The 19,285-nt window shown below is 73.6% G+C and carries 23 protein-coding genes and 1 pseudogene; 6 read left to right on the top strand and 18 right to left on the bottom strand.

Features of this window, described 5'->3' with window-relative positions; genetic code table 11:
• Both ACFY3J_RS28925 and ACFY3J_RS28930 read right to left on the bottom strand, forming a co-directional pair.
• Positions 1–492, bottom strand: a pseudogene (locus tag ACFY3J_RS28925) (hypothetical protein); the annotation flags it as partial.
• 181 nt (positions 493–673) lie between these two features.
• The gene (locus ACFY3J_RS28930) at positions 674–1,468 is read right to left on the bottom strand and encodes an RNA polymerase sigma factor SigF (RefSeq protein WP_384185057.1); all 795 of its coding nucleotides are present in this window, start codon (positions 1,466–1,468) and stop codon (positions 674–676) included.
• Positions 1,469–1,756: 288 nt separating this feature from the next.
• On the opposite strand from ACFY3J_RS28930, the gene ACFY3J_RS28935 reads away from it, so the two are divergent.
• Together ACFY3J_RS28935 and ACFY3J_RS28940 are read left to right on the top strand one after the other, a co-directional pair.
• Complete coding sequence (locus ACFY3J_RS28935; RefSeq protein ID WP_225079634.1) at positions 1,757–2,158, top strand: DUF2795 domain-containing protein; 402 nt, start codon at positions 1,757–1,759, stop codon at positions 2,156–2,158.
• A 96-nt stretch (positions 2,159–2,254) separates the two neighbouring features.
• Positions 2,255–2,797, top strand: a complete 543-nt coding sequence (locus ACFY3J_RS28940; RefSeq protein ID WP_390842039.1) for a type 1 glutamine amidotransferase domain-containing protein — start codon at positions 2,255–2,257, stop codon at positions 2,795–2,797.
• Positions 2,798–2,819: 22 nt separating this feature from the next.
• Here ACFY3J_RS28940 and ACFY3J_RS28945 read toward each other — a convergent pair whose 3' ends face one another.
• Positions 2,820–3,068: a DUF6158 family protein gene (locus tag ACFY3J_RS28945; protein ID WP_384185052.1), complete on the bottom strand. Its 249-nt coding sequence runs from the start codon at positions 3,066–3,068 to the stop codon at positions 2,820–2,822.
• Between the two features lie 87 nt (positions 3,069–3,155).
• On the opposite strand from ACFY3J_RS28945, the gene ACFY3J_RS28950 reads away from it, so the two are divergent.
• Complete coding sequence (locus ACFY3J_RS28950; protein ID WP_384185049.1) at positions 3,156–4,268, top strand: Vms1/Ankzf1 family peptidyl-tRNA hydrolase; 1,113 nt, start codon at positions 3,156–3,158, stop codon at positions 4,266–4,268.
• 25 nt (positions 4,269–4,293) lie between these two features.
• Here the strand turns inward: ACFY3J_RS28950 and ACFY3J_RS28955 are convergent, their stop codons facing one another.
• Together ACFY3J_RS28955 and ACFY3J_RS28960 are read right to left on the bottom strand one after the other, a co-directional pair.
• Positions 4,294–5,913, bottom strand: coding sequence for an ATP-binding cassette domain-containing protein (locus tag ACFY3J_RS28955; protein ID WP_390842040.1), 1,620 nt, complete (start codon positions 5,911–5,913; stop codon positions 4,294–4,296).
• Positions 5,914–5,955: 42 nt separating this feature from the next.
• Positions 5,956–6,609, bottom strand: a complete 654-nt coding sequence (locus tag ACFY3J_RS28960; protein ID WP_390842041.1) for a histidine phosphatase family protein — start codon at positions 6,607–6,609, stop codon at positions 5,956–5,958.
• A gap of 73 nt (positions 6,610–6,682) precedes the next feature.
• Here ACFY3J_RS28960 and ACFY3J_RS28965 point away from each other — a divergent pair, with 73 nt between their 5' ends.
• Entirely contained in the window at positions 6,683–8,176 is a 1,494-nt protein-coding gene (locus ACFY3J_RS28965) for a bifunctional phosphatase PAP2/diacylglycerol kinase family protein (protein ID WP_384185041.1), read from the top strand.
• Between the two features lie 125 nt (positions 8,177–8,301).
• Entirely contained in the window at positions 8,302–9,120 is an 819-nt protein-coding gene (locus ACFY3J_RS28970; RefSeq protein ID WP_384185039.1) for a class I SAM-dependent methyltransferase, read from the top strand.
• 52 nt (positions 9,121–9,172) lie between these two features.
• Here ACFY3J_RS28970 and ACFY3J_RS28975 read toward each other — a convergent pair whose 3' ends face one another.
• The 13 genes from ACFY3J_RS28975 to ACFY3J_RS29035 all read right to left on the bottom strand — a co-directional run bounded on the left by ACFY3J_RS28975 (position 9,173) and on the right by ACFY3J_RS29035 (position 18,719).
• Positions 9,173–9,454, bottom strand: coding sequence for a gas vesicle protein K (locus ACFY3J_RS28975; RefSeq protein ID WP_384185036.1), 282 nt, complete (start codon positions 9,452–9,454; stop codon positions 9,173–9,175).
• 2 nt (positions 9,455–9,456) lie between these two features.
• Positions 9,457–9,639, bottom strand: a complete 183-nt coding sequence (locus tag ACFY3J_RS28980; protein ID WP_141356740.1) for a gas vesicle protein — start codon at positions 9,637–9,639, stop codon at positions 9,457–9,459.
• Positions 9,636–10,397: a GvpL/GvpF family gas vesicle protein gene (locus ACFY3J_RS28985; protein ID WP_384185033.1), complete on the bottom strand. Its 762-nt coding sequence runs from the start codon at positions 10,395–10,397 to the stop codon at positions 9,636–9,638. The genes ACFY3J_RS28980 and ACFY3J_RS28985 overlap by 4 nt, the downstream gene beginning before the upstream one ends.
• Positions 10,394–10,780: a gas vesicle protein GvpJ gene (gene gvpJ / locus ACFY3J_RS28990; RefSeq protein WP_384185031.1), complete on the bottom strand. Its 387-nt coding sequence runs from the start codon at positions 10,778–10,780 to the stop codon at positions 10,394–10,396. The genes ACFY3J_RS28985 and gvpJ overlap by 4 nt, the downstream gene beginning before the upstream one ends.
• Positions 10,777–11,958 (bottom strand): SRPBCC family protein, encoded by a 1,182-nt coding sequence (locus tag ACFY3J_RS28995; RefSeq protein ID WP_384185029.1) that lies wholly within the window; start codon positions 11,956–11,958, stop codon positions 10,777–10,779. Before ACFY3J_RS28995 ends, gvpJ begins: the two co-directional genes overlap by 4 nt.
• A complete protein-coding gene (locus ACFY3J_RS29000) occupies positions 11,955–12,644 on the bottom strand; it encodes a DNA primase (protein ID WP_384185027.1) in 690 nt (229 codons plus the stop codon). The genes ACFY3J_RS28995 and ACFY3J_RS29000 overlap by 4 nt, the downstream gene beginning before the upstream one ends.
• Entirely contained in the window at positions 12,641–12,904 is a 264-nt protein-coding gene (locus ACFY3J_RS29005) for a gas vesicle protein GvpG (protein ID WP_384185024.1), read from the bottom strand. The genes ACFY3J_RS29000 and ACFY3J_RS29005 overlap by 4 nt, the downstream gene beginning before the upstream one ends.
• 4 nt (positions 12,905–12,908) lie before the next feature.
• Positions 12,909–13,679, bottom strand: coding sequence for a GvpL/GvpF family gas vesicle protein (locus tag ACFY3J_RS29010; protein WP_384185022.1), 771 nt, complete (start codon positions 13,677–13,679; stop codon positions 12,909–12,911).
• Entirely contained in the window at positions 13,676–14,107 is a 432-nt protein-coding gene (locus ACFY3J_RS29015) for a gas vesicle structural protein GvpA (protein ID WP_384185019.1), read from the bottom strand. Before ACFY3J_RS29015 ends, ACFY3J_RS29010 begins: the two co-directional genes overlap by 4 nt.
• Before the next feature lie 58 nt (positions 14,108–14,165).
• Entirely contained in the window at positions 14,166–14,537 is a 372-nt protein-coding gene (locus tag ACFY3J_RS29020; RefSeq protein WP_384185016.1) for a gas vesicle protein, read from the bottom strand.
• Positions 14,538–14,661: 124 nt separating this feature from the next.
• Positions 14,662–16,509 (bottom strand): transketolase, encoded by a 1,848-nt coding sequence (locus ACFY3J_RS29025; RefSeq protein ID WP_384185013.1) that lies wholly within the window; start codon positions 16,507–16,509, stop codon positions 14,662–14,664.
• Positions 16,506–17,939, bottom strand: coding sequence for an NAD(P)/FAD-dependent oxidoreductase (locus ACFY3J_RS29030; RefSeq protein WP_384185011.1), 1,434 nt, complete (start codon positions 17,937–17,939; stop codon positions 16,506–16,508). The genes ACFY3J_RS29025 and ACFY3J_RS29030 overlap by 4 nt, the downstream gene beginning before the upstream one ends.
• A gap of 258 nt (positions 17,940–18,197) precedes the next feature.
• Entirely contained in the window at positions 18,198–18,719 is a 522-nt protein-coding gene (locus ACFY3J_RS29035) for a phage holin family protein (RefSeq protein WP_384185008.1), read from the bottom strand.
• A 124-nt stretch (positions 18,720–18,843) separates the two neighbouring features.
• Between ACFY3J_RS29035 and ACFY3J_RS29040 the strand changes: the two genes are divergently transcribed.
• Positions 18,844–19,191, top strand: coding sequence for a VOC family protein (locus ACFY3J_RS29040; protein ID WP_384185006.1), 348 nt, complete (start codon positions 18,844–18,846; stop codon positions 19,189–19,191).
• The last annotated feature ends 94 nt before the right edge of the window (positions 19,192–19,285 follow it).

The raw sequence follows: 19,285 nt of genomic DNA on the forward strand, positions 1-19,285 counted from the left end.
GACCGAGCCACCGGGCACGGACTCCCCGGAATCGGGGCGGAACGGGTCGTTGGCCGGCGCGTCCTGGAGGACCGGGTCCCGCGACGCGTCCGCCGGGGCCTGGGCCGGTGCCGCGGCCTCCGCGTCGCCGAGGGCGCCCCCGGACGGCCTGGCGCGGGCAGCGTCCGACGGGACCGCGTCCCCGGACGCTCCGGCACGGTCCGTACCGGGCACGGCCACGGACAGCCTGCCGCGCCTGCCCGCGCCGGATCCGGACGCCGGCGTGCAGGCCTCGGCCGCGGCGCGCAAGGCGTCGCCGCCGTCCGGGCCGCACACGACGGTGACCGCGGCGCCCTCGCCGGCCCGCGGGGCGTGGGCGGTGCGCACCGCCTGCCGCAGGGCGGGGGGACGAGCGTGCGCGGCCGGGCTCGCGAGGGCGGCCGACGCGGCCCCACCCGCTATGACTCCGGCCAGGACGGCGACGGGCAGGGCGCGGGGGACGGTACGGCGCATGAGCGGGGCTCCTTGGAACCGACGACGGCTGACGGCACGGGTTCGTGCCCTTCGCTGCCATCACAGCCGCTGGGGCCGCGGGTCGCGCGCGGCCGAGTCCCCTTGGCGGGACACCAACGTCCTATCGGGTGACGCCGGCGGCCCGCCCCGGGGGCAAGGCCGCCCCGGAAGCGGGCCGCCCCTACACGCCCTCCCGCATCACCTGCTCCCGCAGCCGGTCGCAGCACCGGCCGATCAGCCGGGACACGTGCATCTGCGAGATGCCCAACTGCTCGGCGATCCGGCTCTGCGTCATGTCGCCGAAGAACCGCATGTACAGGATGGCCCGGTCCCGTTCGGGCAGCGCCGCCAGCCGCGGCCTGACCGACTCGCGGTCCACCACGGTGTCCAGGGCCGGGTCGGGCGAGCCCAGGCTGTCGCCCAGGGAGTAGCCGTCCTCGCTGCCGGGCAGTTCCGCGTCGAGCGAGAGGGCGGTGAAGCTCTCCAGCGCCTCCTGTCCGATCCGCACCTCCTCCTCGCTGAGGTGGGCGTGCTCGGCGATCTCGGCGACGGTGGGGCCGCGGCCGGAGATCGTCCGGGAGAGGTCCTGGGAGGCGAAGCGGACCCGGTTGCGCAGTTCCTGCACCCGGCGCGGGACGTGCACCGTCCACATGTGGTCGCGGAAGTGCCGTTTGATCTCACCGGTGATGGTGGGCACGGCGTAGCTCTCGAAGGCGTTGCCCCGCTCGGGGTCGTAGCGGTCGACCGCTTTGACCAGGCCGAGCGCGGCGACCTGGCGCAGGTCCTCGGAACTCTCGCCGCGGCTGCGGAACCGGCCGGCGAGCCGTTCGGCCATCGGCAGCCAGGCCTGAACGATCTCGTCGCGTACCTCGTTCCGCCGCCGCCCCGGGGGGAGCGCGGCGAGTCGGCGGAAGGCTTCCGCGGTGTCGGGGGCGTCGTCGTGGGGGTGGTGCCTGGCGCTCGCTCGCGTTGGCATGGTGCGTCGCAGCTCCCTCGGGGGCCTCTCGGGTGGACGGTCACCGTGGGAGCGCGGGCGCGTGAACCGGACGGCCGCGCGTGGCGGCGGGTCGCGCCGCTCCCACGGGCGTGCCTCCGGTCCGAAGCACTGGCTCCGCGCCTGCCCCCGGTCCCGGGCGCCCAAACACGCCACCGCGGCGGGGCGGGATTCCGGCCGCCCCTCGGGTGTCATCCCGTCCCGGAAAACCGGTGTCGGCTCCCCGCGCACGGGTACGCGGTGGCCACCCCCGACGATCTGGAGGGAGATATGCAGCGAGGCAGTGACCGGCTCAGTGTCCACCGTGACGACGAGATGAAGCACGAGTTGCAAGGACTGCTCAGGTCCGGCCATCCCACGCGGAGCGAGGAGTGGCACGACCCGGAGCCGACCGCCGAGGACGATCCGGAGGTGTGGGGCGGACCGGTGGCGCCGGGCGGCTCCCGGGCGTCCCTGGAGACCGTTCGCCTGGAGCTGGCCAGGATCCTGGGCCGCAGTGCCTTTCCCGCGGGTCCGGGCGAGCTGACCCGCCTGCTCAGGCGCAAGAACGCACCCGACACGCTGATCGAGGCGCTCCAGCGACTGCCGCACAAGGCGCGCTACGCCAATGTGCAGGAGCTGGCCCGGGAGCTGACGCACACCGAGACGCCCGCGCGGGAGGAGCGCGCGTAGGCCCGTGCCCGCGGGCGTCGCGGCCGGCGCGAGGAGAAAAGCGCCCCGGGGACGGCAGGGCCCGTCCCCGGGGCGGCGGAAGGACGTTGAGGCATCATGCGCATCGCATTTCTGACCGCGCCCGAGGGCGTGGAGCAGGTCGAGCTCACCGAACCGTGGAAGGCGGCGAAGGCGGCCGGTCACGAGACCGTGCTCGTGTCGACCGAGTCCGGGGAGATCCAGGCCTTCGACCACCTGGACAAGGCCGACAGGTTCCCCGTGGACGCGGTCGTCGGCGAGGCCTCCCCGGACTCCTTCGACGCGCTGGTCCTGCCGGGCGGCGTCGCCAACCCGGACTTCCTGCGGATGGACGAGAAGGCGGTGGCGTTCGTGGGGGCGTTCTTCGAGCGGGGCCGTCCGGTGGCCGCGATCTGCCACGCGCCGTGGACGCTGGTCGAGGCGGATGCCGTACGGGGCCGGGTGCTGACCTCGTGGCCGAGTCTGCGGACGGACATCCGCAACGCGGGCGGCATCTGGGTCGACGAGCAGGTGAAGATCTGCGACCACGGCCCGAACAAGCTGATCACCAGCCGCAAGCCCGACGATCTGAAAGCGTTCTGCGAGGCCTTCCTCGACGTCCTCACCGAGAACGCCGGCTGACCCGCCGGCGCCGGGACGTTCCTCAGACGCGGGGAGTCGCCGACTCCCCGCATCCGCGTTCCCGGGCCCCCTCGCGGGTGCGGCCGGCGGCGACCGGGCGGCGCGGGTTGCGGCGCAGGTACTCGCCCTCGAGCTGCGCCATGCGTTCGTTGTGGGTGCGCAGCGCGTCGTTCGAGCCGTACAGCAGCGTGTCGTGGCGCGTGCGGTGGATCGTCTCCAGCTCCTTCATCAGCTGCTGGTCGTCCAGCCGTCCCGGGTCGACTCCGGTCATGGTGGTGCCCCGTTCGTCGTGTTCGTACCTGCGGTCCGGGTACCCGCCCGGCGTGCGGCGCCACCGAACGGTCTCCGGGAGGGAGCCATGGATCTCGCCTTTCTGCATCCACTGTACGAACACCCGGGCCCCTGGGCCTCCGTGTACGTCGACACCTCGCGGCACGCGGAGGACACGGCCCACCGGCTGGAGCTGACGGCCGGGGCCATGGGGCGCGAGCTGGCGCGGCAAGGCGCGGACGAGGCCACCTGCCGAGCGGTGGAGGAGGCCGTACGGGAGCTTCGCCATGTCCCCGAACCGCACGGGCGGGTGCTGTTCGCGCGGGACGGCACGGTCGTGCTCGACCCGCTGCTGGCCCGTCCGCCGTGGGGCGGCAGCCGGGCGGAGTGGGCGCCGCTGCCGCGCGTGGCGCCGCTGCTGGACCTGGCGGGTGAGGATCCGGTCGCGATCGTCGCGTACGTCGACCGCAGGGGCGCGGACTTCGAGCTGCGCAGCTCGCTGGGCCGGGAGGACGCGGGGACGGTGGTGGGGCTGGAGTGGCCCATCCACGGGACGGGGAGCGCGGACTGGTCGGAACGGCACTTCCAGCTGAAGGTGGAGAACACCTGGGAGCACAACGCGGCGGAGATCGCGGACGCGCTCAGCGTCTGCCAGGAGGAGACGGACGCCGACCTGCTGATCCTGGTCGGCGACGACCGGGAGCGGCGCGAGGTGCGCGAGCGGCTGCCGAAACGGCTGCACGCCCGCGTGGCGGAGGCCGCCCCCGGCACCGGCAGCCGGCTGCTGGACGAGGACGTGGAGCGGATCCGCGCCGAGCACGTGCACCAGCGTGTCGAGTCCGAGCTGGACCGGTTCCGGGCGGCCCGGACACCGGACGACGAGGGCCGGTCGGGGGCCGCCGAGGGGGTGTCCGCGCTGGTCGAGGCGGCTCGCGAGCACCGTCTCGAGGAACTGCTGATCCGCCCGGACGGCGCCGACGCCCACCGCGAGGTGTGGATCGGCGAGGACGCCGACCAGCTGGCCGTGCGCCGTACGGAGCTGAAGACGCTCGGCGAGCGGCAGTCCTGGCCGGCCCGTGCCGACGACGCCCTGCTCCGCTCGGCGGTCTGCCAGGACGCCACGGCCCTGTCGCTGGACCCGGCCGCCGTCGGCGAGGACGTGCCGGCGGGCGGTCTGGGCGCCGTCCTGCGCTGGAAGTGAGCGGCCCGACGGCGGGCGGGCGTCGTTACCGCGCCCGTCGCACCCGCCGTTCGTCCCACACCGGCTCCGGGGTCTCGCGGATCCGGCCTTCGCTGCCGAAGACCAGGAACCGGTCGAAGGAGCGGGCGAACCAGCGGTCGTGGGTGACCGCGAGGACCGTGCCCTCGAAGGCCTCCAGGCCTTCCTGGAGGGCCTCGGCGGAATCCAGGTCGAGGTTGTCGGTCGGCTCGTCCAGGAGCAGGGCGGTGGCGCCCGCCAGTTCCAGCAGCAGGATCTGGAACCGGGCCTGCTGACCGCCGGAGAGCCGGTCGAAGGTCTGTTCGGCCTGGCCGGTCAGTTCGTAGCGGCGCAGCCGGGACATCGCGGCGCCGCGGTCCTGGGAGTGCTCCTTCCACAGGATGTCCAGCAGGGTGCGGCCCACCAGCTCGGGGTGTGCGTGGGTCTGGGCGAAGTGTCCGGGGACCACCCGCGCGCCGAGCTTCCACGCGCCGGTGTGCGCCACGTCCTCGCCGGCCAGCAACCGCAGGAAGTGCGACTTGCCGGAGCCGTTGGAGCCGAGCACCGCGACGCGTTCGCCGTAGAAGACCTCCAGGTCGAAGGGCTGCATCAGGCCGGTCAGCTCCAGGCCCTGGCAGGTGACGGCCCGGACGCCGGTGCGGCCGCCCTTCAGGCGCATCCGGATGTCCTGCTCACGCGGCGGCTCCGGCGGCGGACCGGCCTCCTCGAACTTGCGCAGCCGGGTCTGGGCGGCCTGGTAGCGGGAGGCCAGTTCATGGCTGACGGTGGCGGCCTGCCGCAGGTTCAGCACCAGCTTCTTCAGCTGCGCGTGCTTCTCGTCCCAGCGCCTGCGCAACTCCTCGAAGCGGGCGAAGCGCTGACGCCGGGCCTCGTGGTAGGTGGCGAAACCGCCGCCGTGCACCCAGGCGTCGGCGCCGGCCGGGCCGGGTTCGAGGGAGACGATCCGGTCTGCGGCGCGGGCGAGGAGTTCACGGTCGTGGGAGACGAAGAGCACCGTCTTGCGGGTCTCCTTCAGACGCTCCTCCAGCCAGCGCTTGCCGGGCACGTCGAGGTAGTTGTCCGGCTCGTCGAGCAGCAGCACCTCGTCCGTGCCGCGCAGCAGCGCCTCCAGCACCAGCCGCTTCTGCTCGCCGCCGGACAGCGTGCGCACCTGCCGCCACTGCGCCTTGTCGTAGGGCATGCCGAGCGCGGCCGTGGTGCACATGTCCCACAGCGTCTCGGCCTCGTAGCCGCGTGCCTCCGCCCAGTCGGCCAGCGCCTGCGCGTACCGGAGCTGGGCGGCCTCGTCGTCGACGGTCATGATGGCGTGCTCGGCCGCGTCGACGGCCCGCGCGGCCTCCCTCACCCGCGGCGGCGCGACCGACACGAGCAGGTCGCGCACGGTCGTCTCGTCCCGCACCGACCCCACGAACTGCCGCATCACGCCGAGACCGCCGCCGACCGTCACGGTGCCGCCGTGCGGCTTCAGCTCGCCGGAGACCATGCGGAGCAGGGTGGTCTTGCCGGCACCGTTCGGTCCGACGAGGGCCACGGCGGCCCCCTCTCCCACCCGGAAGGACACATCGCCGAGCAGCGTCCTCCCGTCGGGGAGGCTGTACTCCAGGTGCGCGGCTTCCAGATGTCCCATGGTCAGGCATTCTGGTCGGGACCGTACGGGCCGGGCAAACGCTTATCCGAAGTCCACGGGCCGTCCCGCCGGGCCGCTCTCCCGCGCCGGGGTGACGACCGCGTCCGCCCACGTCAGGGCCGTCCATCCGGCGTCGGCCGAGCCCTGGAGGACCACCACGCCGGTGTTCTCCAGGGGGTGGGTGGCGGCGAACTCCGCGTCGAGGTTGCGGGCGCGGACCGCGGTCCACAGGCGGATGGCCGCGCCGTGACTGACCATGGCGACGGTTCCGGCGCCGTCCGCGGTGGCCTCGGCGACGACGGCGTCGTAGCGGGCCAGTACCTCGGTGCCGCTCTCGCCGCCGGGCATGCGCGTCCGGGTGTCACCGGCGGCCCAGCCCAGCAGCATGCGCATGTAGACCTGTCCGCGCTCGGAGTCGCCCGGCTCCGTCTCCAGGTCGCCCGCCGACACCTCGCGGATGCCGTCGCGGACGATCACGTCGAGTCCGCGGACGGCGGCCAGGGCCCCGGCGGTGAGCTGGGCGCGGACGAGCGTGGAGGCGTAGAGCGCTTCGATGTCCTCGCCGGCGAGGACCCGCGGCAGCGCGGCGGCCTGCCGTTCGCCGAGCGCGGTCAGGCCGGGCCCGGGGATCCGCGTGTCCAGCAGGTGGCCCACGTTGGAGGGGGTCTGGGCATGACGGATGAGGAGCAGACGCATGCAAGGGTCCCTACGACGGCCGGTGCCGCCCCGCGCACACAAGAAACGGCGACTTCAGGGTAACGGTCCCCGTATGAGCCCAGACTTCGACCTCACCGTCCCGAAGACCGGCGCCCACGCCGTCCTGAAGCGACTGGCGGCCCTGGACGGCCGGCTGTTCGAGTTCGCGGCCGAGCGCCGCTGGCCCGGTGCCGGGCCCGTGCTGCCGAGGCTGAGCAGGGCCGCGAACCACGGCGTGCTGTGGTGCGCGGCGGCGGCCGCCATCACCGCGAGCCGCACCCCGAGGGCCCGCCGGGCCGCCGTCCGCGGCCTGGCCTCCCTGAGCCTGGCGTCCCTGACCGTCAACACCCTGGGCAAACGCTCGGTGCGCCGCGACCGGCCGGTCCTGGACCCCGTCCCGATCATGCGCCGGCTCAGGCGGCAGCCGTTCACGACGTCGTTCCCGTCCGGGCACGCGGCGTCCGCGGCCGCCTTCGCGACCGGCGTCGCCCTGGAGTCCCCGGCCTGGGGCGCGGCGGTGGCCCCGGTCGCCGCGTCGGTGGCGCTCTCGCGCGTCTACACCGGCGTCCACTTCCCGAGCGACGTGCTGGCGGGTGCCGCACTGGGCGCGGGGGTCGCGTTCGCGGCACGCGCCCTGGTGCCCACCCGCGCCCAGACCGGCCCGCCGCCCCGCCCCCGCGCCGATCTGCCGGCGCTGCCCGGCGGCGCGGGCCTGGTGCTGGTGGCCAACCGGGCCTCCGGCACCGCGGACCGCGCCGGCGCGCTGCGGGACGTACTGCCGGAGGCGGACGTCGTCGAGTGCGAGCCGGAAGAGGTCCAGGCCGAACTGGAGAAGGCGGCCGACCGCGCCCGGGTGCTCGGGGTGTGCGGCGGCGACGGCACCGTGAACGCGGCCGCCGAGGTCGCCCTGCGCCGCGGCCTGCCGCTCGCGGTGCTGCCCGGCGGCACGCTGAACCACTTCGCCTACGACCTCGGCGTGGAGGACGCGCGGGCCCTCGGCCGGGCCCTGGAGCACGGTCACGGCGTACGCGTGGACGTGGGCCGCTTCCGCTCCGGGAGCAAGCGGGGCGTCTTCCTCAACACCTTCAGCCTCGGCCTGTACCCGGAGCTGGTGCGCGAGCGCGAGCGCTGGTCCGGCCGGATCGGCGGCTGGCCGGCCGGAGTGCTGGCGGCGCTGAAGGTGCTGCGCGCCGACCGCCATCCGCTGCGGGCGGTGGTGCAGGGCCGCACCCACCCGCTGTGGCTGCTGTTCGCCGGAAACGGCACGTACCACCGGATGGGGCTCGCGCCGGGCCGCCGGCTCGACCTGACGGACGGAAAGCTCGACGTCCGGGTGGTGCACGGGGGCCGCAGGCCGGCGCTGCGCCTGCTGTCCGCGGCCCTGGCAGGCCCGCTGACGCGGTCCCCCGCCCACGCCGCGGTCCAGGTGGGCCGGCTGCGCCTGACCGGTGTCGCGCCCGGCACGCTGCTCGCCCACGACGGCGAGGTGATGGAGGCGGAGGACGAGCTGTGGCTGGAGAAGCTGCCCGAGGCGCTGGCGGTGTACCGGCCGCTGCCCGGAGACTGACCGCCCGCCACCGTCTGTCCGGATGCTGAAATCGAGGTCTCAGCATCCGGCACGGAGGCGTACCGTGATCCGTACCGCCCGGGGCCGCGGGCCCACGGGGTCAGGGGACGAGAAGGGGTACAGCCATGCCGAAGCGGGAGACGGCCGTCTACACGCACGGGCACCACGAGTCCGTGCTGCGTTCGCACACCTGGCGCACCGCCGCCAACTCCGCGGCCTACCTGCTCGGCTCGCTCCGGCCGCACATGAAGATCCTCGACATCGGCTGCGGCCCCGGCACCATCACCGCCGACCTGGCGGCCCTCGTCCCCCAAGGGCACGTCACGGGTGTCGACCGGGCGCCCGGCGTCCTGGAGCAGGCCCGCGCCACGGCCGCCGGGCGGGGCCTGACCAACGTCGACTTCGCGGTGGCCGACGTCCACGCCCTCGACCACCCCGACGACACGTTCTGCGTCGTCCACGCCCACCAGGTGCTCCAGCACGTGGGCGACCCCGTGCAGGCGCTGCGCGAGATGTGGCGGGTGACGAGGCCGGGCGGCTACGTCGCCGTCCGCGACGCGGACTACGCGGCGATGACCTGGCACCCCCGGGTGCCGGGGCTGGACGACTGGCTGGACCTGTACCGGCGGGTCGCCCGCGGCAACGGGGGCGAGCCGGACGCCGGACGCCGGCTGCGGTCCTGGGCGCTGGCGGCCGGCTTCACCGACGTCACGGCCACCTCCAGCACCTGGACCTACGCCACCGAGGACGAGCGCGCCTGGTGGAGCGGGCTCTGGGCCGACCGCACCGTGGCGTCGGCGTACGCCGAGCGCGCCGTCGCGGGCGGACACGCGACCGAGGAGCGGTTGCGGGCCGTGTCGGCGGCGTGGCGGGAGTGGGGCGAGCGGCACGACGGCTGGTTCGCGGTCCTGCACGGGGAGATCCTGTGCCGCAAGGAAGGCTGATTCAGCAGCTCTCCTCGGGACCTCTCCCCCGTTCCCCGTCGTTCGTGCAGCGTCACTCCCGGGGAAGCAGGGGTCCCAGCGGTCCGAGGTCCAGGTTCAGGTCCTCGGGCCGCAGCCCGTAGCGATCGCGCAGCTCCTCCATGCGGTCCTCCAGGAGCATGAGCGTGAGACCGATCCTCTCCTCCTGCTCCTCGCTCAGGTCCCCCTCGTCGAAGCGGCGCAGCGCCTGCCGCTCCATGAGCTGGCGCAGCAGTTCCACAACGGTGAGCACGAGTTTCACCAGGTCCCGCTCGACCGTGTCGGGTTCCAGGTCCAGTCGCTTGCGCGGGGCCACGGCTACTCCTCGAAGGGCGACGGCACTTGGGCGTTCACCGAGCTGATCAGCGCGTTCAGGTCGATGCGGACGAGGTCCACGTCGGCGATGCGCAGGGTGATGTCCCCGGTGATGACGACACCGCCGGCCAGCAGCCGGTCGAGCAGGTCGACCAGGGCGATCTCACGGCGTTCGACGACCGTCATGCCTCCTCCCCCGCGAAGGAGTACGCCGCCCAGGGCCCGGTGAGTTCCACGCGCAGCCCCGGCACGTCGTCCTTCGTGCGGTCCACGAGTTCCACGAACTCCTCGGAGTCGCCGCGCGGCACCAGGTAGGCGGCGTTGAGCACGTTCCGCCCCGCCGTGCCGCCGGAGAGGGCAGGGTGCTGCGGGGCGTGCAGCCGGGACTCCTCGGCGAAGGCGGAGAGCTGCTCGTGCAGCCGGGTCGCGAAGGTCTCCGCCTTCTGCCACAGGTCCTCGCCCGCCCGGGTCTGCTGCCGCCGCTGCCGCAGGTAGTCCCGGCCCGAGGCGGCCTTGGGCACGGGCTGCGCGGCCTGCTGGGGCTGCTCGGTCTCGGCGTAGATCTTCACGCCCCACTCCACACGCCCCTCCAGCCGGTCCAGGGTGTGGCGGATGTGGTCCTCGCGGGCCTCGATCATCGTGCGCACGGCGCTGTCGTCCCGGAAGACGGTGGCGAGCCTGAGCGGCAGCGGTGTGGTGACGACGGTCAGCGCGTCGATGACGCCCTGGTGGGCGCGGGCGGTGGCGGCGAGCCAGTCGAGGTCCTCCAGATGGGCGCGCAACGGCTCCTCGGCGAAGTCCCGCTCGGGCACCTCGCTGACGACGGCGACCAGGCCGTGGTGGTTGAGCTGCTTGGCCGGAGCGCCCGCCACCCCGGTCAGCTCTGCCTGGAGGGGCGCGCCGAGGGGCCGGCAGACGGCGTAGACGTACCGCAGTCCGGTCATGGTGCCTCCTTGCGGGCACGGTCCTGGTCCACGCGGCCCCGCTCCAGGCGGTCCGGCTCCGGTCGGCCGCGGTCCAGCTCCAGTTCCTCCAGCCGCGCCAGCCGCTCGCGCAGCTCCGCGTTCTCCCGGGCGAGTTCGTCGCGGCGGGCGCGGGACGAGAGCGCCGGGTCGCTCTCCCACCAGTCGATACCCATCTCCTTGGCCTTGTCGACCGAGGCGATGACGAGCCGGAGCTTGACGGTGAGCAGTTCGATGTCGAGCAGGTTGATGCGGATGTCGCCCGCGATGACGATGCCCTTGTCGAGCACGCGCTCGAGGATGTCGGCGAGGTTGGCCCCGCTGCTCGGGCCGTACGGTTCGGGCAGTCGGCTGGGCGTCGTCATCGGCGGCCCCCGCCCTCGGCGTACTCGGGCTCTACCTCTTCCTCGGGCTCTACCTCTCCCTCGGGCTCTTCCTCTCCCTCGGGCTCTTCCTCCTCGGCGTACGGGCCCTCCTCCTCTTCGGGCTCTTCCTCTCCCTCGGGCTCTTCCTCCTCGGCGTACGGGCCCTCCTCCTCTTCGGGCTCTTCCTCTCCCTCGGGCTCTTCCTCTCCCTCGGGCTCTTCCTCCTCGGCGTACGGGCCCTCCTCCTCTTCGGGCTCCCCCTCCGTGCCCTCGGCGGCCTCCCGCTCCTCCTCCGCGACCGCGTCCTCATGGCTGCGGACGACCTCGCCGTCGCGGATCTCGCCGCGCCAGCCCTCGTCGGCCTCCCCCTTGAGGGTGATGAAGCGGACGTAGTTCTTCAGGTCCAGCCGGGCGCGGCGGCCCTGGGCCCGCCAGATGTTCCCGGTCTTCTCGAAGAAGCCGCTCGGGTAGTACTCCATGACCAGCAGGACCCGGGTGAGGTTCTCCTCGAGACGGTGGAAGGAGACGACGCCCTTCGTGGTGCCCTTCGCGCCCTCCGACGTCCACTGGATGCGCTGGTCGGGCACCTGCTCGGTGGTGTGGGCCTTCCAGCTCCGGCTGGACCAGAACACCTTCAGCTGCCAGTCGGAGTGAGTGTCGTCGGCGCGGCTCGCACTCTTGACGCCCTTGGCGAAGGTGCTGAAGTCCTGGAACTGGGTCCACTGGTCGTAGGCGGTGCGCAGCGGCACGCCGACGTCGACGGACTCGATGATGACGATGGGCTTGTTGCCCCCGCCGCGCTTGCGCTTGCCCCCGCCGCCACCGAGGTTCTTCAGCGCGCCCATGACACTGTCCTTGGCGCGGGAGGCGCCCAGCTCCAGGACCGAGCGCACCGGGCCCTTGCCCTCGGCGATCTTGCGTCCGGCGTCGAGGGCGAGCTTGGCGAAGCCCGGGCTGTTGCCCTCGGCCATGTCGTTCAGCTTGCCGGCGGTCGCGCCGAGCTTGTGGCCGAAGCCGACCAGCAGCCGCTGGGCCTGGGCGCCGAGGTAGTCCTGCACCTCGGCCTTGAGCCGGTCGGCGGCCTCGCTGTGGGCGAGGTCGCTCAGCGGGCTTTCCTTCGCCGCGCCGCGCGCCGCGCCGCCGGCGGCGGAGGTCGCGGATCCGAGGGCCTCGGTCATCGGTCACCACCACCCTTCGGCCGCCGGGAGCGGGCAGCGCGGGTCGCGTTGCCGGCCGCGGCCGTCTTCTTCGCGGCCGTCCTCCCGGCCGCGGTCTTCTTCGCCGCCGCCTTCTTGACGGGGGCCTTCTTCGCGGGCGCCTTCTGCGCCGCTTCCCTCCGGGCCGGTGTGCCCGCCGACGACTTCTTGGCCGCCTCCTTCGCCGGCGCCTTCCTCGCCGCATCCCTCCGGACCGGTGCGCCCCGGTCCCCGGCCTCGCCCCCGGTCTCCTCCTCGGCCTCGCGGCCCTCCCGGTCCTCGTACTCGTCCTCGTCCTCGTCCGGGTACGCGTCCTCCCCCTCGGCCTCCTCCCCGCCGGGCGGCGGCACGACGCCGGCGAGCTCGTCGCGAACCTGCGCGGTCCGCCCGTGCAGCCGGTCGGCGAGCGCGTTCATCTGCCGTTCGACCATGGCCCCTGAGGCCGCCTTGCCCACGCCCCTCAGTTCCTCGCGCAGCTGATCCCCGATCTCCTTGAACTGCGGGTTGTTCACCATCTGCCGGTTGACCAGCTCCGCGATTCCGCGCGGGCCGAGGTTCAGCTTCTTGCCCGCCACCATGCTGCCCACGGCGAGGGCGAGTTTCGCTTTCTTCGTCCGTCCCAGGAGGTATCCGGCCCCTAGCGCGAGGCCGAGTGCCACTCGATTCATCGTGTTGTCCCCTCACCTGTCCCCGCGCCCCCGCGCATGCCGATCTCCAGCCGGTCCAGGAGCTCGTCCTCCCGGCGGTCGTATTCCTCCTCGGTTATCTCGCCTGCTTCCAACCTCTCTTCCAGTCGCGCCAGTTCGGCCCGTACCGTGGCCGGGTCGTAGTAGATGCGCTCGGCTTCGCGCAGTACCTGCCTGACCGCCCACGCACTGCCGCGCGCCGGAGCGAACGGCAGCAGCAGCACCTCGGAGATGAGACCCATGGCGTCACTCCGCTCCCGCGTCGGCCCCCGCCGTGGTGCTCGCGGGCTCGGCGGGGCCGGGCTCGACGAAGCTGTACGGCGGCAGCGGGCCGTTGACACGCAGATCGAGGTGGGGCAGGTCTTTGCGGGCCTCTTCGACGGCGGCCAGGAACTCGTCCGCCGAGCCCCGGTCCACCAGGAACGACGCGTTGACCAGCCAGCCCGTGGACTGGGGGCCGTCGCTGACCGCAGCGGCCTCGGGCTGCAGGGCGTGCACCACCTCAGCGGCGTCCTCGGCCTCGCGGGCCTGCACGGCGGCCGCGACCAGCTCGCCGAGCCGGAGCTTTTCCTGGTAACCCCCGCCGCCGGAGCGCCGGTTGGCCTCCGCCAGGGACCGGATCTCGGGGTTCTCGGCCATCACGCGGTGCAGCACCGCCTCCTCGACGTGACTGCCCTTGACGTTGTACTCGACCTTGCCGTCCAGCGCCCGCAGGCGCTCCTTGTAGTGCTCGGCGCGCTCGGTGAGCACGCCGGTGACGGTGTCGTCGTCCGGGGAGACACTGCCGAACCGCATCGGCAGCACACAGCCGCCCGCGCCGACCTCGCTGAGCACGACCTGATGGGCGAGCAGATCCCGCCGTTTGGGGCGCAGCCCCTCGGGTGCGTCGCTGACGACCGCGGCGAGTTCGCCCGCCGTCAGCACGCGCACCGGCCGGGCCGGCTCGCCCACACCGCCCAAGTCCTGCGGCAGGCCGGGGTGCGAGGCGGCGGTGATCCCGTAGACGTACGTGCTCACTCCTGCTCCTCCTTCCGGCGGGCCGGCGTGGTCCTGCGCGGCCGCGGCCGGGACTCGGCCTCGCCCGCGTGCTCCTCACGGCCCTGCTTGAAGGCGTCGGATACGGTCTGGGCGGCGCCGGACAGTGCCCCCTTGGCCTTGCCGCGCGCGCCGGACTCGGTGACCTCGCCGACCAGGTCGGGCAGGCCGGGGGTCCGGTGCGGGCCGGCTTCCAGGTCGAGCCGGTTGCAGGCCTCGGCGAAGCGCAGGTAGGTGTCGACGCTGGCGACGACGACCCGTACGTCGATCTTCAGGATCTCGATGCCGACCAGGGAGACCCGCACGAACGCGTCGATCACCAGCCCCCGGTCGAGGACGAGTTCCAGTACGTCGTACAGGCCGCTGCTGCCGCCTCCGCCGCCGGACGTCTGTGCCGGGACAACGGTCATGCCAACCGCGCCTCCTTGTCTGTGTGTGTGACTGCGGGTGTGATGGCGGGCAGGCGGCCTAGCGGCCGCCGGACCCGTGTGCGTCGGCGCGGCCGCGTTCGTAGCGGTGCAGGCGCCGGTAGCCGGTGAGCTGCCCCTGCGGGTCGAGTTCGACCAGGTAGCTCGCCATCAGGCTCATGGTGTCGGGCACGCGGACGAGTTCGAGGACCTCGACCTCCAGCGACCAGCCGTTCTCGGTCTGCCCGAAGGTCGTGACGGACTCTGCGGTGAGACCGGTCAGCTCGGCGAACTGGGCACGCGCCTCACGCAGCACCTCCATCGGCTTCGGCCGGGGCGCCGTCGCACGGCTGTCCTCCCGGGCAGGTGACTCCCGAGCACTCCGTGGCTCTCGTGAATCCTGCGAGTTTGCGGTGTTTTCTCTCTTCGCCATGGCCACCTCTTTCATCTCCGGGTGGCCGCAGGTTCCATGGCCAAACCTTCGCGGGGTGGACATCCTTCCCGCACGGGGCGAAATCCCCGCCGGCCGCCGGTGCGCACCGTGCGCGCCTCGTCACTCACCGCACGACCGCTTCCTCCACCAGCAGCCGCGCGGCGGCCGCGATCGACTCGGCGTCGATGCCCGCGGCGTGCAGCTGCTCGGCGGGTGAGGCCGAGCCCGGCATCTCCCGGACGGCGAGCCGCACCAGGCGCGGCACCGGGCGTCCGTCGGTGAAGGCGTCGAGCACGGCGTCGCCGATGCCGCCCTCGGCGTGGTGGTCCTCCACGGTGAGCAGGCAGCCCGTTTCCTCGCCGGCCTTCCGGAGCGTGTCCCGGTCGACCGGCTTGACCGAGTACAGGTCGATCACCCGGACCGCGATGCCGTCCCGGCCGAGGGCGTCGGCGGCGGCGAGCGCCTCGTGCAGGGTGACGCCCGCGGCGACGACGGTCAGCCGGTCCCGTGCGGAGGAGCGCAGCACCTTGCTGCCGCCGACGGGGAAGTCCTCCTCGGGCCCGTAGAGCACCGGGCTCGCCCCGCGCGAGGTGCGCAGATAGCGGACGCCGTCCAGGTCGGCCATCCGCGCGACGAGCTCGGCGGCCTGGTTGGCGTCGCACGGGTAGAGCACCGTCGAGCCGTGGACGGCGCGCATCATCGCCAGGTCCTCCAGGCCCATCTGGCTGGGCCCGTCCTGTCCGATCGCCGTGCCCGCGTGGGAGCCGTTGAGGTTGATGCCGGAGCCGCTGACGGAGGCCATCCGTACGAAGTCGTGCGCGCGGGTCAGGAAGGCCGCGAACGTCGAGGCGTACGGCACCCAGCCGCGCCGGGCCATCCCGACGGCGGCGGCGACCATCTGCTGTTCGGCGATGTAGCACTCGAAGTAGCGCTCGGGATGTTCCTTGGCGAAGAACTCCGAGCGGGTGGAGTCGCCGACCTCGCCGTCGAGGGCCACGACGTCGCCGCGCGCGGTGCCGAGCGCGGCGAGCGCCTGGCCGTAGGCGTCGCGGGTGGCGACCTTCTCGCCCTTGTCCCAGCGGGGCAGTTCGAGGTTGCCGTCGCCCACCGCGTGCAGCGAACGGGTCGAGCGCGGCTCGTGCACGCGGACGCGGATGTCCCGGACGCCGCCCAGCTCCTCGACCGCCTCCTCGGGGTCCTTCAGCGGCTTGCCGTGCAGGCCCTCACGGTCCTCGGCGTCCTTGACGCCCCTGCCCTTGAAGGTGCGGGCGATGATCGCGGTGGGCTGCCCCCGCGTGGAGATCGCCTCGCCCAAGGCGCGGTCGACGGCGTCCACGTCGTGACCCTCGATCTCGATCGTGTGCCAGTCGAAGGCGCGGAAGCGGCGGGCGTAGGCGTCCAGGTCGTGGCCGTGCCGGGTGGGGCCGCGCTGGCCGAGCCGGTTGACGTCGACGATCACGGTCAGGTTGTCCAGGTGCTCGTACCCGGCGTGCTCGGCGGCCTCCCAGATCGAGCCCTCGGCCATCTCGCTGTCCCCGCACAGCACCCACACGCGGTAGTCGGCGTGGTCCAGCCGTTTGCCGGTGAGCGCGATCCCGACGCCGATGGGCAGGCCCTGCCCGAGGGATCCGGTGGCGGTCTCCACCCATGGCAGCCGTCGCGGGGTGGGGTGCCCTTCCAGGCGGCTGCCCAGCTTGCGGAAGGTGAGCAGTTCCTCGTCGTCGATGGCGCCCGCCGCCTTGTAGGCGGAGTACAGCAGCGGGGAGGCGTGTCCCTTGGACAGGACGAGGCGGTCGTTGCCGGGGTGCTCGGGCCGGTCGAAGTCGTAGCGGAGATGGTTCGCCAGCAGGACCGCCATGATGTCGGCGGCGGACATGGAGGACGTGGGGTGCCCGGAGCCCGCCGCGGCGGCGGCGCGCACGCTGTCGACGCGCAGCTGCTGGCCGAGTTCGACGAGTTCGTCGGTGTTCATGGGTCTCCTTCCGCGGGTATGTCGTCTCGCTTGACCGGGCCTGGGGAGGGGTGGGATCCGCCGTGCGCGGCGTCGGCCGGCTCTGCCGGTCCGGAGCCGGCCGTCGTCCTCGCCTGCCGCTCGGGCCCGCCCGGTACGCGGGCCAGCTCCGGGGAGGCCGTGTCCAGGGGCACGGACCAGGACCGTACGAGGCCCAACTGGACGGACTGGCGCGGCAGTACGGCGTCCAGCAGCCAGTCCGCGGCCACCCGGACGCGATTGGCGGGCATCGCCGCGAGGTGGTAGCCGCGGGTGACCGCTCCGGCCACCGGCCCGGACAGCGGGACGCCGAGCGGGTCGGCGGCGGCCTGCGCACCGCCCAGGTCCACGACGAAGCCCAGGTCGCGGTGGCGGTAGGGGCGGGCCTCGCCGACGCCGAGCGAGGCGGCGACGTTGACCGCGGCGGTCCTGCCCTGCCGCCAGGCGTGCTGGGCGGTCATCGGGGTGTACCGGCCGGGGTGTTCCAGGTCGGGCACGGCGGCCGCGTCCCCGCACGCGAACACCTCCGGCCGCCCCGGCACCTGGAGGAAGGGGTCGACGACGAGCCGTCCCCGCTCCAGCGGGTGCCCGGTGCTCTCCACGAGCGGGTCGGGCCGTACGCCGACGCACCACACGAGCGTGCGGCTGCGGACGAACTCGCCGTCCGTCAGCAGAACCCCCTCGTGCGTGGCCTCCTTCACGGAGGTGCCCATGCGCACCTCGACGCCCCGCCGCCGCAGCACGCGGTCGGCGGTGGCCGAGAGCCGTTCGTCCAGCTCGGGCAGCACACGGGGCGCGATGTCCAGCAGCAGCCAGCGGGGCCGGATGCCCTGCCGGAGCGGATGCCCGCGCACCAGCGAGTCGGTGAACATCTTCCCGTGCGCGGCGACCTCGGTCCCGGTGTAGCCGGCGCCCACGACGACGAAGGTGCAGCGGGCCGAGCAGGTCTCGGAGTCGTCCTCGCTGCTCGCCAGTTCGATCTGGCGGGTCACGTGGTCCCGCAGGTACAGGGCCTCGGGCAGGCCGCGGAAACCGTGCGCGTGCTCGTCGACGCCGGGGATCGGCAGCAGCTTGTTGACGCTGCCGACGGCGAGCACCAGCCGGTCGTAGGCCAGCGTGCCCTCGCCGCCCTCGGGGCCGGTGTAGTGCACGGTGCGCGCGTCCATGTCGATGCCGTGGGCCTCGCCGAGGACCAGCCGTACGTGGCGCAGTGTGCCGGTGAGGGAGACGGCGGTCCGGCGCGGCTCCAGGAGGCCCACGGCGACCTGGGGCAGCAGTGGCAGGTACAGGAAGTAGTCGGTCGGGTTCAGCAGGGTGATGTCGGCCTTGCCACGGGACATCCTGGACAGGGTCCGGGCCGTGCGGTAGCCGGCGAAGCCGGCACCGACGATCACGATGCGGGGTCGACTCACGGTTCGCCTCCGGCGCGGTCGCGTACCTGGGTACGGGACCTTCCGCGTCCCCCTGGCCTGGGCACCCAAACTTCTCCCGGCACCGGGCCGGCCGCCCGCGGCTGCCACGGTGGGGGCACGGAGGGGCGCCCGCAGGCCGGGGGGCGAGCGGGCGCCCGGTGTCATGTCACGCTCCAACAGTTCGGAACGCGGGTCGGAACGCGCGTCGGAACGCGGGTCGGCACAGGACGGGGAACGCGGCGGGAACGCGACGGTGTGTCAGGCCCGGTGGCCCGTTCCCGGGTCGGTCTGGCCGGGGCGTTCCGGCCGGATCGCTCCGGACGGAGGCGCGGGCGGCACCGGCGGCACGGGCGGGTGCGCCGCACCCGCCGCCCTGCCTGCCGTGCCACCGGCCGCACCCGCAGCCCCACCGGTGCCGCCCGCGGGCGGAGCGCCCGAGTCGTGCCCGGCCGCGAGGTCCGCGGCGCGGCCCGGGCCGGGCCGCGCCGCCGACGGCCGGGCGGCCTCGCGCAGCGCGTAGGCCGCCGCGCCCAGGATCGCCGCGGTGATCAGTGCGGCGGCCCAGCCGGGCAGCCCGATCGCGAGGGCCAGGCCCACGGCGACCGCGAGAGCCGCGCCCGCGTACAGGGCGACGGCGCCGGACGCGGCGTACAGCGTGGCGGTGCGACGCCGCCTGCGGGTCTGCTCGCGCAGTTCGTCGCGCACCGTCTCACGCGCCACCTGCGCCAGTTCGTCGACCAGTTGCTTGTCCAAGTGCTCCAGATGATCCAAGCCCTTCATGGACCGCGAGTACCCGCACGGGCGTACGCATAACGCCGTCCGGGGATGTGGCGGAGGGGGTGGGCGTCGCGGCGATCCGGTGAAACGATCACCTGCCCGGCCACCCCCAACTACGCTCGTGCGCATGGAGATTCTGGGAACCAGCCTGCGCGTCTGCGTCAATGATCTGGACACCGCCGTCCCGTTCTACGAGGGTCTCGCGGGCGCCAGAGCTCTCCGCTTCGAACAGGGCGGCGTCCAGGTGGCCGCGGTCGGCTGCTTCCTGCTGATGAGCGGCCCCGAGTCGCAGCTGGAGGTGCTGCGCAAGGTGACGGCGACGATAGCCGTGGAGGACGTCGACGAGGCCCACCGGGTGCTGACCGAGCTCGGCGCGCACATCGTCGCCGGGCCGGTCCCGACACCGGTGGGCCGCAACCTGATCGCCCTGCACCCGGACGGGTCGGTGTACGAGTACATGGACCGGCGGGGCTGAGCTTGAATTTAAAGGTTCCCCCTCGGCCTTCAAGGTCGGGGGGTGTCTTGTTTGTGGGGGTGTTTGCCGACGGGGTGGCGGGGTGCGGGGCTGG

The sequence above is a fragment of the Streptomyces sp. NPDC001231 genome (genome assembly GCF_042896885.1).
In the GTDB taxonomy this organism is placed as follows: domain Bacteria; phylum Actinomycetota; class Actinomycetes; order Streptomycetales; family Streptomycetaceae; genus Streptomyces.

Excerpts from the sequence above, each read along its gene's own strand:
- ACFY3J_RS29040 (WP_384185006.1), top strand. The coding sequence starts at position 18,844 with ATGGAGATTCTGGGAACCAGCCTGCGCGTCTGCGTCAATGATCTGGAC.
- gvpJ (WP_384185031.1), bottom strand. The coding sequence starts at position 10,780 with ATGACGACGCCCAGCCGACTGCCCGAACCGTACGGCCCGAGCAGCGGG.
- ACFY3J_RS28960 (WP_390842041.1), bottom strand. The coding sequence starts at position 6,609 with ATGCGTCTGCTCCTCATCCGTCATGCCCAGACCCCCTCCAACGTGGGC.
- ACFY3J_RS29015 (WP_384185019.1), bottom strand. The coding sequence starts at position 14,107 with ATGACCGTTGTCCCGGCACAGACGTCCGGCGGCGGAGGCGGCAGCAGC.
- ACFY3J_RS28940 (WP_390842039.1), top strand. The coding sequence starts at position 2,255 with ATGCGCATCGCATTTCTGACCGCGCCCGAGGGCGTGGAGCAGGTCGAG.
- ACFY3J_RS28995 (WP_384185029.1), bottom strand. The coding sequence starts at position 11,958 with ATGACCGAGGCCCTCGGATCCGCGACCTCCGCCGCCGGCGGCGCGGCG.
- ACFY3J_RS28985 (WP_384185033.1), bottom strand. The coding sequence starts at position 10,397 with ATGACCGGACTGCGGTACGTCTACGCCGTCTGCCGGCCCCTCGGCGCG.
- ACFY3J_RS28935 (WP_225079634.1), top strand. The coding sequence starts at position 1,757 with ATGCAGCGAGGCAGTGACCGGCTCAGTGTCCACCGTGACGACGAGATG.
- ACFY3J_RS29035 (WP_384185008.1), bottom strand. The coding sequence starts at position 18,719 with ATGAAGGGCTTGGATCATCTGGAGCACTTGGACAAGCAACTGGTCGAC.
- ACFY3J_RS29020 (WP_384185016.1), bottom strand. The coding sequence starts at position 14,537 with ATGGCGAAGAGAGAAAACACCGCAAACTCGCAGGATTCACGAGAGCCA.
- ACFY3J_RS28955 (WP_390842040.1), bottom strand. The coding sequence starts at position 5,913 with ATGGGACATCTGGAAGCCGCGCACCTGGAGTACAGCCTCCCCGACGGG.
- ACFY3J_RS28950 (WP_384185049.1), top strand. The coding sequence starts at position 3,156 with ATGGATCTCGCCTTTCTGCATCCACTGTACGAACACCCGGGCCCCTGG.
- ACFY3J_RS29000 (WP_384185027.1), bottom strand. The coding sequence starts at position 12,644 with ATGAATCGAGTGGCACTCGGCCTCGCGCTAGGGGCCGGATACCTCCTG.
- ACFY3J_RS29005 (WP_384185024.1), bottom strand. The coding sequence starts at position 12,904 with ATGGGTCTCATCTCCGAGGTGCTGCTGCTGCCGTTCGCTCCGGCGCGC.
- ACFY3J_RS28965 (WP_384185041.1), top strand. The coding sequence starts at position 6,683 with ATGAGCCCAGACTTCGACCTCACCGTCCCGAAGACCGGCGCCCACGCC.
- ACFY3J_RS28930 (WP_384185057.1), bottom strand. The coding sequence starts at position 1,468 with ATGCCAACGCGAGCGAGCGCCAGGCACCACCCCCACGACGACGCCCCC.
- ACFY3J_RS28970 (WP_384185039.1), top strand. The coding sequence starts at position 8,302 with ATGCCGAAGCGGGAGACGGCCGTCTACACGCACGGGCACCACGAGTCC.
- ACFY3J_RS28980 (WP_141356740.1), bottom strand. The coding sequence starts at position 9,639 with ATGACGGTCGTCGAACGCCGTGAGATCGCCCTGGTCGACCTGCTCGAC.
- ACFY3J_RS29025 (WP_384185013.1), bottom strand. The coding sequence starts at position 16,509 with ATGAACACCGACGAACTCGTCGAACTCGGCCAGCAGCTGCGCGTCGAC.
- ACFY3J_RS28945 (WP_384185052.1), bottom strand. The coding sequence starts at position 3,068 with ATGACCGGAGTCGACCCGGGACGGCTGGACGACCAGCAGCTGATGAAG.